Origin of the sequence: Bradyrhizobium sp. I1.14.4, assembly GCF_050435825.1 — a bacterium.
Lineage (GTDB): Bacteria > Pseudomonadota > Alphaproteobacteria > Rhizobiales > Xanthobacteraceae > Bradyrhizobium.
In genome coordinates this window covers 1-11,719 of the sequence record NZ_JBNDLA010000058.1, presented here as the reverse complement: position 1 = coordinate 11,719, position 11,719 = coordinate 1, and the positions used below count along the sequence as shown (strand labels likewise).

At 60.5% G+C, this 11,719-nt stretch carries 6 protein-coding genes and 6 pseudogenes; 5 read left to right on the top strand and 7 right to left on the bottom strand.

The window, feature by feature from the left end; translation table 11 throughout:
* Positions 1–994 (top strand): annotated as a pseudogene (locus ABIB78_RS38395) (IS5/IS1182 family transposase); the annotation flags it as partial.
* Positions 995–1,072: 78 nt separating this feature from the next.
* Here ABIB78_RS38395 and ABIB78_RS38390 read toward each other — a convergent pair.
* A pseudogene (locus ABIB78_RS38390) lies at positions 1,073–1,421 on the bottom strand (transposase); the annotation flags it as partial.
* Between the two features lie 35 nt (positions 1,422–1,456).
* Complete coding sequence (locus ABIB78_RS38385; RefSeq protein WP_429034235.1) at positions 1,457–1,735, bottom strand: hypothetical protein; 279 nt, start codon at positions 1,733–1,735, stop codon at positions 1,457–1,459.
* Between the two features lie 892 nt (positions 1,736–2,627).
* Between ABIB78_RS38385 and istA the strand changes: the two are divergent.
* Both istA and ABIB78_RS38375 read left to right on the top strand, forming a co-directional pair.
* Positions 2,628–4,177: pseudogene (gene istA, locus ABIB78_RS38380) on the top strand (IS21 family transposase).
* A pseudogene (locus ABIB78_RS38375) lies at positions 4,171–4,491 on the top strand (ATP-binding protein); the annotation flags it as partial. The pseudogenes istA and ABIB78_RS38375, both read left to right, overlap by 7 nt.
* 37 nt (positions 4,492–4,528) lie before the next feature.
* Here ABIB78_RS38375 and ABIB78_RS38370 read toward each other — a convergent pair.
* The 4 genes and pseudogenes from ABIB78_RS38370 to ABIB78_RS38355 form a co-directional block, all read right to left on the bottom strand.
* Positions 4,529–4,723: pseudogene (locus tag ABIB78_RS38370) on the bottom strand (helix-turn-helix domain-containing protein); the annotation flags it as partial.
* Between the two features lie 12 nt (positions 4,724–4,735).
* The gene (locus ABIB78_RS38365; RefSeq protein ID WP_429034234.1) at positions 4,736–5,479 is read right to left on the bottom strand and encodes a hypothetical protein; all 744 of its coding nucleotides are present in this window, start codon (positions 5,477–5,479) and stop codon (positions 4,736–4,738) included.
* A gap of 22 nt (positions 5,480–5,501) precedes the next feature.
* Positions 5,502–5,774 carry a hypothetical protein gene (locus ABIB78_RS38360; protein ID WP_429034233.1) on the bottom strand — a complete coding sequence of 91 codons (273 nt, stop codon included), beginning with the start codon at positions 5,772–5,774 and terminating at the stop codon, positions 5,502–5,504.
* Entirely contained in the window at positions 5,768–6,253 is a 486-nt protein-coding gene (locus tag ABIB78_RS38355; RefSeq protein WP_429034232.1) for a hypothetical protein, read from the bottom strand. Before ABIB78_RS38355 ends, ABIB78_RS38360 begins: the two co-directional genes overlap by 7 nt.
* Positions 6,254–6,282: 29 nt before the next feature.
* Between ABIB78_RS38355 and ABIB78_RS38350 the strand changes: the two are divergent.
* A pseudogene (locus ABIB78_RS38350) lies at positions 6,283–6,420 on the top strand (ATP-binding protein); the annotation flags it as partial.
* A 351-nt stretch (positions 6,421–6,771) separates the two neighbouring features.
* On the top strand, positions 6,772–7,032 hold the full coding sequence (locus tag ABIB78_RS38345) for a hypothetical protein (protein WP_429034231.1): 261 nt from the start codon (positions 6,772–6,774) through the stop codon (positions 7,030–7,032).
* Positions 7,033–7,401: 369 nt separating this feature from the next.
* Here the strand turns inward: ABIB78_RS38345 and ABIB78_RS38340 are convergent, their stop codons facing one another.
* Entirely contained in the window at positions 7,402–9,846 is a 2,445-nt protein-coding gene (locus tag ABIB78_RS38340; protein ID WP_429034230.1) for a CoA transferase, read from the bottom strand.
* Between the last annotated feature and the right edge of the window lie 1,873 nt (positions 9,847–11,719).

The window sequence follows — 11,719 nt, the reverse complement described above, 5'->3', positions numbered from 1 at the left end:
ACGGGCGGTGGCGCACAAGACTGGCACCATCGGTCCCAACGACCTGGAGCGCGTGGTAGTCGATACCACGGTGCAGCCCAAGGCTGTTCGCATCCGACCGGCGGGCGGCTGATGCGTCGGGCCATCACCAAGCTCGTCGGGTTCGACAAGCGCAACCGTGTGCCGCTGCGCCATCGTCAAGCGCGCCGCCATCATGGTCGGCCGCTATACCCACGCTCATAGTTCAAGCGCTCCCGGCGCCAACTCAAGTTCTTGCGGACGCGGCTTGGCCGGATCATCCGCGACATCCCGCCGCAAGATTGATGGCGATGCGGCGCTGGAAGCGCTTCGGCCCGCTGTTTGATCTGGCGCAGCGCGTGCGCAGCCAGGATCAGCATCAGCGCGGCCCCAAGGTCTATGCTGCAGCACGCAATCAGGATGGAAGTGCGGTTTCCCATCCAGATTGTCGCGCTATACCGTTACATGCGCCAGAGGTCGAGTGCATCGGCAAGGGGAAAGCCCGCGCGCCCTTACGAGTTCGGCTGCAAGGTCATTATCGTCAACCCCGTGACGTCCCAGAAAGGGCGGACAGTTCGTGCTCCATGCCAAGGCGCTGCACGATCCCTTCGACGGCCACACGCTTGGCCTCGTGTCGTCGACATGGCCGCGCTCACCGGCGTGGAGGCTCGCCGCATCGATGTCGACAAAGGATACCGCGGCCGCAACCACCCGCACCGGCTCCGGGTCTGGAGCTCGGGCCAGGTCCGCCGCGTCACGGCTTCCATCCGGCGCGAGATGAAGCGTCGTGCTGCTGTCGAGCCCGTCATCGGCCACGTCAAGTCCGAGCACCGCATGGACCGCAACTATCTCAAAGGCCACCTCGGCGACAGCATCAACGCTGTCCTCGCCGCGGCCGGCTACAACTTCGCCCTGCTCCTTGCGATGGCTGGCAGAACTCGTACGTGCCATCATCCGGGCCTTCGCCGAAACTATCCCGGCTCAAAAGATCGCTTAAATCAGCGCCCGTCCGCGTTCTTCACGGCGCACTCAGTAGATCCACACTCAGATCGCGGTGGTCTTCGTGCCAGGCCTAGTGGCGCTCGATCGTCAACACATGGACGAGCCCAAGCAGCTCTCAGCGTTGGGGAAGATGCGCACCACATAGGTTTGCCGCCCGATCTCCTCGTTAAGGCGCTCCAACATGTTGGTCGACTTTGTGTGCTTACGCTGCACCAGCGGCAGCCGGAAGTAAGTCAAGGTCTCCTCGATGTTCACCTCGACCTGACCGACGAGCTTGGGGTACTTGCCGCTCCATTTGCTAAGCTAGGCCGCCAGATCGCGCCGCACTCCAGGTCCGCGGCGGTCATACATCCGCTGGAGCAGGCAGTCGTCATCAACCTTGGGTGCACATGGTCGAGCGCGTTGCGCAAGAGGTGCACATAGGGGTCTGGCACGGTCCGGGCGAGGGGCGAGGCCATTATGGGCTGATGCCGGAAATCGACGAAAGCAACTTCGCCGTCGGACTTGCTTTCTGAATGTGAGTCAGCTTCCGCTCGATGGCGTCGACCTGCCGGACGCATTTCTTCAGTTGGTTCACAAGAACAGCCAGTGCCCCAGGGATTGCCAGGTACGTCAGGTCCTCGTCCTCCAGCAAGTCCGCCAGACCATCCTCCTTGCCGGCTCTGGCCCACAAAGAGATTGCGAACTCAGCGAAGTGAGATCGTATTGCGCAAGAAGTCATGGTTCTCTGGTGCATCAGCAGGCCTCTTGCGCGATGAAGCATCCTTGGTTCTCGACGCTCTTGATTGAAACGAACCGCATATTGTGACGGGGGACCGCTTTGCAGATCGCGTCCGCGTCAGCGGCGTCGTTCTTGGCTCCTCACCGCTCGTAACGTTTTACACAGGCCGGTGGAGTCAATCTCACATGGTGCTCAGACCGTCGAATCTTGCCAGCGGTGAACGGTGGCGCATGCCTCGCCGCCGACCAGGCAGTGTGCGAGCGAGGAGAAGAACGACATGATCGTCGCATGCGTTGGCGACTGGTCACTTGGCCTTGGCTATCTACTGCACGGATGTGAAATACGACCTTCGAAATATCCAACCCAATCGTCTTGCCGCAATTTCCATTGGTGAATAGCTCCTGTTAGTGGTCCGCAGTAATGTTACAATGGAAGTCGCCCACCATGAGCCAAGCGTGTTGCTCCATTCGAGGCTAATTCTCGCAGGCACATCACCCGCTTAGAGGAAGTGGGGCCGTCCTCCTCATCAATCGTAGGGGTGAAAACGTCGAGCGTAACCCGCATACCCGCATCGATGCGACCAGGATTGCGCCCGACAACGCCGAAGCCGTTATCCGAGCCTTCCAGCACACTGACCGTGCACTGCCCTCGACAAGATCGAGTCGACGAAAGTCCCCTATATCCGCCCTCGCGCTTTGCTCTTTGATTGGACTGACGTGTCGAAGATCAGGCTCGTGCGTGTTTCGCGTGATCGTGAGCACGGATTTCAGACGATCGTGAGCACGGATTTGACCGCATCATGAGCAACGATTTCAGAGGATCGTGAGCACCTTTTGGCGGTACCGGTTGCTTCGGCCGACAACTCAACCGGGCTACGGATTTCTCATTCAACCAATGAGGAAGCCTGATGCCTACCCAGAGATTGTCGATGCGCCGGATCGGAGAAGTTCTACGTTTAAGGCACCAGGGCCTGACCGAACGCGTCATCGCGCGGACGTTGGGGTGAGCAATGGCGTCGTCCATGGTTACGTGCGGCGTGCCCGCCTTGCCGGGCTGATCTGGCCGCTACCGGAGGGCACGGACGACGAGGGCCTGAAGCTGCTGCTGTTCCCGGCGCCGACGGCAGCCTCGCAAAGCGACCGGCGACCGGCCCGATTGGGTTTATGTGGAGAAGGAACTGCGCCGTCGCAGCGTGACACGGCTGCTGTTGTGGGAAGAGTATCGCGCCGCCAATCCCGACGGCTTCGGCTATACCGGGTTTTGCACGACCTTCGAGGCCTGGAAGCAGCGTGCGCGCCCGAGCATGCGTCAGACCCACATCGGCGGGGAGAAGGTGTTCGTCGATTTCGCCGGCGACACCATCGACATCTTCGATCCCGTCACCGGCGAAGTGCGCGCCATGAAGCTGTTCATCGCGGCGATGGGGGCCTCGAACTACACCTACGCCGAGGCTTGCGCAAGCCAGAGCCTGTCCGACTGGATCGGCGTGCATGCCAACCTGTTCAGGTATCTCGGCGGCGTGATGCCGAAGTTCGCGGTCTGCGATAATCTCAAGGCCGCCGTGACCAACTCCGATCGTTACGATCCTGGAATCAACCGAACCTATGCCGAGATGGCTGGCCATTACGGCACCGCGATCCTGGTGGCGAGGCCAAGCCGGCCAAAGGACAAGGCCAAGGTTGAGGTCGCCGTCCAGATCGCGCAGCGCTGGATCCTGGCCCGCCTGCGCAATCAGCGCTTCTTTTCCCTGAACGCTGCCATCCGCGTCCTGGTCGGCGAACTCAACGCCCGCCAGATACGCGGCTTCGGCTCCAGCCGCGCCGAACTGTTCGCCGAGATCCATCGTCTCAAGCTGGGGGAACTGCCGGACCAGCCCTATGTCTTTGCGCGCTGGAAGCGTTGTCGCGTCGCCCCCGACTACCACGTTGAGATCGACGGCCATTGGTATTCTACCCCTTACCGCCTGATCCGTGAACTCGTCGATGTCCGCATCGCCGACAAGACCGTCGAGATCTTCCACAGGGGGCAGAGGATCGCGAGCCACGTCCCTGCGTCCAACCGCCGCGGCCATACCACGATCGCCGATCAGATGCCGAGCGCCCATCGCCGCTACGGTAAGTGGACGCCGGGAGCGCTGAACGCGGCCGGCGAGAAGATCGACCCCTCTGCCGCGGCGTTTTTCCAGGCCGTCATCGCGGCAAGGCCTCATCCCGAGCAAGGCTTTCGCACCTGCCTCGGCATCCTGTCGCTGACCAGGAGCTACGACAATGCTCGCGTCGATGCGGCCTGTCGACGCGGCATCCTCATCAGGGCTCGCTCCGTCGCCTCGATCCGCTCGATCCTCAAGAACGGCCTGATCGCGCTTTCCTTGACGAGACGTCCGACGATCAACCCCTGCACCACCGCAACATCCGCGATCAGGGCTATTCCACTGAAGCATGGAGATCTCAATGCTGACGCATCCCACTCATGAACGGCTGATCGCACTCGGCTTGACCGGAATGGCCAAAGCCCTGGAGGAGCAGCGACGATCGTCGGATCTCGATGCCTTGTCGTTCGAGCAGCGCGTCGGATTGTTGGCCGATCGCGAAGCCGCCGAACGCGACACCAAACGTCTCACGACCCGCCTCAAGTTCGCCGCGTTGCGCCAAAGCGCATGCGTGGAAGACGTCGATTTGCGTACGCCACGCGGAATCGATCGCGCCGTCTTTGCCAGACTCGTCGGCGGCGACTGGATCGACCGCAACGAGAACCTGCTCGTCACCGGCGCACCCGAGCCCGCTTCATAATGCTCACCTTTCTATCTCGTTAGAGTTCCAGTTCTTTTTGTAGCGGATTGCCGGACGGCTGACGTCTGAGGCGCCGCGCGGTGGCGGCTCGTTTGACGTCAGGACGCTCAAGATCGGCTGCTTTGATGATCCAAGGTGCCCCTTTGCAAAGCTGGCTCGCCGCGAGGTGGCCGTCCTTGATCAGACGTCGCACGGTTGACGGGCTGACGGAGAGGGCCGCGGCCGCCTAGTCCAGAGTGACCTCGCCGCGGTCGCGGCGCTCGCCTTCGCGATAGGCTGCGATGTCGTTGTGGCTGCGCAAGCTGCAAACTCGCGACTTGGTCCAGCCATTGCCGCGCCCCGTGGTCTTGCCGGATCGGTTGAGCACCGACGCGATCGCTTTGTCCGGCATCTGCCGCGCCAGCACGCGCACGAGATCGACTGTCTCTCCCGTTGCGCTCCAGCGGTGCTGGCCGGAGCGATTCTTCTTGAACTTGAGAGCGGAGTGGTCGCCGTCGTGCCAGCGGATCACCAGATCGAGCGCGTTGTCCTCGACGCGGACGACGATCTCGTCGATCAGCGTTCGCACGATCCGCTTGCGCGTCTCGGGTGCCACGCCGGCACTTGACCAAGCACGCTCCAGGTCGGCGCCTACCGTCATCAGCCGCTCCCTGTCGGCAGGTGTGAGATCAACAGCGGGCGAAGCCGTCTGTCCCCCCAGCTCGGTCTCCAGATTGCGCACGACCGCCAGCCGGTCGTTCCATCGCTTTTCCAGCTCGGCGGCGACGAGGCGATTGTCGGGATCAACGGCATCGTATTGGCGGCGCGCGCGCCCCACCTCATAGCGAGCCTGCTCCAGCGCCAGTTCGACTTGGCCGCGCTTGTCTTCGTTCGCACGGCTGCGCGCAGCCTGCGCGGCGAGTGCCGCCTCGATACCGCGCGGCTGCAGGCGCTCGATCACCTCGGCGGCCACGTCACGATCGATCCGCATGCCGCCGAACGAGATGCAAGGGTCACCGCCATGATTGTTGGCGCCGCCCCGACAATGGTAGCGACCGGTGTTGCCGTCCTTGCCCGGATTTGCCCAGATCCTCGTCAATGACCTGGACGCGCTCGGGCGGCCAACCCAGACCGATGGCACGATCGACAAGGCGGTACTGTAGCTCGGTGCTCTCCTGATGCTGGCGCACCTGGTTCACGGATGACTGCCGCACGTAGACATAGGCCAACTTGGCTCGGTGTGCGGTCGTGAGCCGCTCGTCAGCGACGTTCAAGCTGATCAGCACGACCCAGTCCCCTTCCGGGCGTGCCGGGAACCGCTTGCATTCGCCGCAGCAGCGCGCCGAGGATTTGAGCGATCTGGGTTTGCGTCCCGGTCGACAGATTCGGCCACAGGCGCGGAATGTCGGCCGGACGGCCAGGTGGATTTGCCAGCGTCGGCAGGGGTCGATACGCAACGCGACCTGGAAGCGGTCGGTGGGTCATCGCGAATCACCTTCTCGTCGAGAAGGTTCAGATTCGCGCTCAAATGTTGCATCAATGGGATCAGCGTGCGTGCACTGATGCGCGGCAGATCGGCCGCGTTCGGGCGGGAAGTGATCAGCGTCTCGGCAAGATCCGTCGACGCGATCCGAACCACCCGTCGCCGTCCGTCCGGCAGCGCGACAACGACGTAGGCGGGACCGCGCCCGGCCCGTTCCTTGAGCAGCTCAAGCCGGTGCCCAAACAGAAAATGATGCGGGTCGGTGATCGTGACGTGAGACACGACCCACTCCAAAATAGGGGAACTCTGTCGTGTTCGGCGACCCAACCCTCGGCGACGCCATCCTGGACCGTCTCGTTCACAACGCTCACCGCCTTCAGCTTACCGGAGAAAGCATGCGAAAGAAGAACGCCCGCAATCAAACTCTTGCCGCCGCCTCAAACCCCTGAACCAATCACCATGTCGGTCGAGCGGCCGCTCAGGATCGCGTGAAATATCTGCTCACGATCAAACGAAACGAGCGCTCACCATCGAGTGAAATCGCCGCTCACCATCACCGAAATGCGCAGGCTCGGTACCTCAGAAATGGTAGGGAGATCTTCCTTCCCTTGTCCGGTATTCTTCACTATCGAGAGCGACGTGGAGATTGGCATAGTCTTGCGTCGATATCGATGAGGCAGATGCTCGAGTCGTCAAATCAGGTGTCTTGGAGGCTGACACATTCTAACGGCTACGGAAAGGGTGTGGCATGTGTCATGCTAAGGAGCATACTCTTTGAAAGTCAAGCAAGGATCCTGAAGGTGAAACGCGTGGCCGCAGCGTCGACTGTCTTTGTTGGCAAGAATCGTCTTGGCAACTGGGTTGCGCGCGAAGAGAGCGGTATTTTTGGCGGCTTGTTCGTGAATCGCACTCAAGCGCTCAAATACGCGCTGTTCGAGAATGGCCATCATCCAGAAGCCATCGTCGAGGTGTCATTCGAAATCGAACTCGATATTCCCACCCTCGACATGCATGCCTCGCATCCGTCTAAATTTGCGGATCGACCAGAACGTTTCATTTAATCTATATTGGTATGACCCCACGCACGGCACACTTGCGAGCATGGACATTGGCTTGCGATTGCAGGATCTGAAAGTATCCCAACTCCGAAGCAAATCCACACGAGGTCATTGACACGGTCCGCGTGCTCTGCGCCTTGGTCTATTACGCAGCGTCTCCGCACCATTCTAAGTTTACCCAACGTGCGCACCACCGATGAATGCGAGTGGCGGCCAGCGCGGTGTCAACGCAGGACGACTGCTGATGACCTCTTGTTCGCGACGATCAACTCTCTGACAGTGGAGTGTGCTCCGTCGTTGCCCCTGGCGAAAGGCTGGACTGAGCCTACGTCATCATGAATCTCTGATCAGACGGTTGGCATCTGCCAAGCTTCAATCTGAGGACACTCTCCCTGATTTTTCGAGTTCCCCTTCGGAGAGCATCGCCGTACCGATGATACGCTCCCTCGCCAATTGCGCGATTTCGGCGTCTGAGAGCCCGAGAAGCCCTGATAGTATGTCTCTGTTATGCTGTCCGAGCGTTGGTGCCGCTGTGCGGATCGTATAGGGCCCCCCACCTTCACGAATCGGCATCGAGGGCTGCAGATGCAGGCCAATGAACGCGCGTTCGACTACCTGCAGGAACGTGCGCGACCTGAGGTGCCGATCTGCGAGCAGGTCAATTGGCATGCGGGCCACGCCGGCCGCAACCCTTGCGGCTTGCAACTCACACATAGCCTGATCCGCATCGCGGGTCAGCGTCCAGGCTTCGATGGCTGTCTCTATTGGCCCCTCGACGCTGCGGCGAGCTTCCGCAGATTTCAGAGATGGGTCCGAAGCCCAGTCAGAGCGGCCAATAAGGCTGGCAAGTCTCTGCCACATGTCCTGGTCGGTCGCCGCTATCACGATCCAGTCGTCCTCACCCGCACACCGGAAGCAGCCATGCGGGACGAACTGTGGATGTCGATTGCCATATCTTATCGGTGGCATACCGCCGATCGAGTGCACAGTAATCCATGGCGCAGCAAACGGCATCATGCATTCGATCTGCGCAAGATCAATGAATTGTCCTTGCCCGGTATTGCGGGCATGAATCAGGGCGATCAGAACTGCAGCACAGCCGTTCAATCCGCCGACGGCATCCCCGAACGCGATGTGGCTCATCGCGGGTGGTCCATCAGGGCGTCCGATTACACTCGGCAACCCCGAGCCCTGCTCGAGAGTCGAGCCGTAGGCCCGGCAATCCCGATGGACGCTGTTCGCGCCAAAGGCTGACATCGACATCATAACGAGCCGAGGATTGAGCGTTCTGAGCACGTCGTAGCCAAGCCCGAGCCTTGGCAGAACGTCGACAGAGTAATTGTCGACGATAACATCGGCTCCCGCCAAAAGCCGCTTGGCAAGAGCAAGGCCCTGCGGTCGCTTCAGGTCAAGTGTGATGCCGCGCTTGTTGCGGTTCATAATGCAGAAGCGTACCGTCTTTTCGTACATCTGTGTATCGACATAGGCAAGGCGCCTGTCAACACCACGCCACCAGTCCGGATACTGGATGGCCTCAATCTTGATGACGTCGGCCCCGAGATCTGCCAGCGTACGGGTACACAATGGGCCCGCCCAGCCCATCGAGCAGTCGATCACGCGAATCCCATGCAACAGCTGCCGGCCGGCCTCGATGCAGTCCGAGGATGCTGCAGCGCCGTTGAGGCGCCTTCGGGTATTTGCGAAACCCTGTTGCTCGCCAGGAGCCGGAACCCTGCCCCCGCGGCGCGGCGGCGTCAATGTCAGCCGCTGCATCGAGCCGGCCGTCAGGCCCTCCTCTTCGCCAAGCCGGATGGGTACGATGGCGCCGCGCGCCTTCTTCTCCACATCCAGGAGCAAATCGGATACTTCGGGTACCGGCACGATCGGGATCTTGCGCTTAAGTCCCTCCGCAAACCACTCGTGCGCTGTTCGCGTCTTCAGCATCGACATGAACTGTCGTTCGATCTGCTCCATGTCGTGCAGACGATCGGCTCCGAGGACCAGAGCGGGATCGTCACGCAATTCGGACAGGCCGAGCATGTCGCAGAATGCGCGCCATTGCGCTGGCGTAATTGTTGTAACGCCGAGCCACCCTTTTTTGGTTTCGTAAATACCCTCCGGAAAGTTCGGCCAGAAGCGATTAACGCCAATCCGACGCATCGGGTCGTCGCGCCCAAATGCCTCGAACATCAGATACTCGCTGAGAGTGAGACTCGATTCAAAAATGCTGAGCGACCACGACCGCCCTGCCCCGCCCTGCATTCGTGCAACCACCGAAGAAGCCGCGGCGATGAAGCCCCATAGGCCGGCAAGGATACCCGTCTGGAAGTCCGGTGCATGCAACGGCGGTCCTGCGATCGGTCCAACCAGCTTGATGAGGCCGGCAAGCGCGCGAACCGTCGAATCAGTCGCGGCAAATCCTGCATAGGGTCCGTCGCGGCCGAACCAGCTTGTTTCGAGGTAGATCAACTCGGGACGCCGCTGCAGGATCGCGGCGATATCAATGGACGGGCAATCCGCCGGATCAACATCGCGGCCATCGACCAGAATGTCGCAATCCTCGATCAGTGTCGTCAGCCGTGTAACCGCGTCGGGGTCGGCGCCATCCATCATGATGCTTGATTTGTTGAAGTTCAGGAATGCGAACCACGCGCTCTGGCCACCGGGCGTGGGTGGCGCGCTGCGGCGAAGTGGATCGCCTAGTGGCGGCTCGACCTTCTGAACATCGGCGCCGAAATCCGCAAATAGCCGCGCGCAGTAGCTGGTAGCGGCCGAGCTGCCGATCTCGACGACTCGCAGATGCGATAAGACTCCCATCGACGACTCCATTTTTAAGCCCCCTAATGCTCCGGGACATCATCGGCCGCGCGGTCTGCGCCCGTAGAGACCACAACTTACGACTGAGCGAGGCGGCGACACCGCGACAGGACGCAGAGCCGCCTTGTTCGACGCCGCCTCTCCGCGGGATCGATGACATTGTCGGTCTCAGACAAGAGGCGATCGATAGGGCCACGCCGCTGGCATAGAGTTCCGAACTTTTCTTCCTATGATTCTCTTCGCGCTTGGACGATCGGCAATGGATGCCATCTCCTTGTGGAAGCCAAGCCGCGTAACCTCCCAACTCCATGCCGTCGAATTCGGCCGCTCGGCCACGCCATGGTCTAACAAGGAGGTATGAAAGCCGAACACCGACAGGATGCCCGGGTTGACGTATTCACTCCGGTCCATCGATTTTCTCCATTTTCACACGCAGCTGCACCACGCATCTGCGCGGCATGTTGACTGTGCAAGCCGAGCGAGGCCAGCTAATTACCGCCGCCGGTCGCACCGTTGGGAAATTAGGATCGATCGTGGCATTCACGATCAAGCTGCCCATGCTTGCAATTGCAGACGCCGCTTCCACGACGACCGTTGCCGTCAAGTTCCTTGTTCATATCTACCCGGCGTGTCGATTTGCGCGCAGCTATTCACAGCTCTCCCCTAGGGACCAGCAAAGCGCGTGCCAGGACGGCCGGATTGGAACGCCTTCGGAGTTACATGTCGTGCGCGAGGCTCACCGGAGTGTTGTCGCGAAACTCGACGTCACAGCATAGCTACAGAGGTGGGCGTTTGGTCCTATTGGAACAAATCAATGCTGTAGAGTGCGCAACGGCTCGCCGCGGCGAATTTTCTCGTCATACGGGAAGTCGACACGTCGAGGCCTTTTGTGGACGGCCAGCGAACCATCCCATAACAGAACACTCGCTGAATGCGCTTTTATGAGCGCGACCATGCTCCGATTTGCACTGGTCAACACTCTCCACCTGTTTGGCGACAGAACCGCGATGGCACGTCTCTTAGATTGCGGTCTCGAAGTGTTTCCACGGCTACCAAGCGCCTTGTCGCCCGTGACGATGAATCGCGAGCGACAAAGGGATCGCGCACGCATCCCAAGCGCGTTGGCCCCGAGGACTCCACACGGTTCGTGATCCCGCCGCCCTGTGGAATGGCCGAGCCGATTTGTCGAATTTCCGGCATTGGTGGTCTCAATCAGACATGGTTGGCACGACGAGGATTTGGCAGCCTTGTTCTTTTTTTCGTCACTCGAGCACCGGATTCGGCGAGCATATGCCGATTGCTAGGATGAAGCAGAAGTGAGGCGCCCCTAAAGCGACCTGGTCCGTTCGTCCAGGTCGTCCAGGAGCTGCCGATGACGTTTGCCAGATTGACGGAGACGTTGTCTGTGCGACCCCTCACCCGCGAACATCGATGTCTCGCTGACCCGCCACCAAACTTTCATTCGGCTGCGGTTAGAGTCTCGTTTTTTTTGCAGCGCACTTGACAGAGCGGCCCAAGAATATTTCTTGCCGGCTTTCATACACAAACATGAAGCTCCGATTTCATACATCTGTTGAGGCCGGGTCATTCGCTCCAGTACTCGACTTCTAAAAAGGAAACCACGTCGCGACCGCGTTCGCTCTGGCGGCATGCTTGATAAGGTTGAGCTGATACAGGCGGGGTAAGATCGAACTTAGACGTCCCCTCTCCTGCAACATAGCGTTAGCGCGCCACAATCAAGCCCAGGGCATGCTACCGCGCCAAGAAGCGATATGCATCAGAGCTGGTCCCGGTTGTCTGAACAGAATCTCCGCGTCGATAAGTGGAGCCTCTGCCGGGGTTAGGCCGCCGCGCGGAGCGGCGGAAGGTTGAA

Bases quoted from the DNA above. Each gene is read 5' to 3' on its own strand.
- ABIB78_RS38385 (WP_429034235.1), bottom strand. From the start codon at position 1,735: ATGCACCAGAGAACCATGACTTCTTGCGCAATACGATCTCACTTCGCT.
- ABIB78_RS38365 (WP_429034234.1), bottom strand. From the start codon at position 5,479: ATGCGGATCGATCGTGACGTGGCCGCCGAGGTGATCGAGCGCCTGCAG.
- ABIB78_RS38340 (WP_429034230.1), bottom strand. From the start codon at position 9,846: ATGGGAGTCTTATCGCATCTGCGAGTCGTCGAGATCGGCAGCTCGGCC.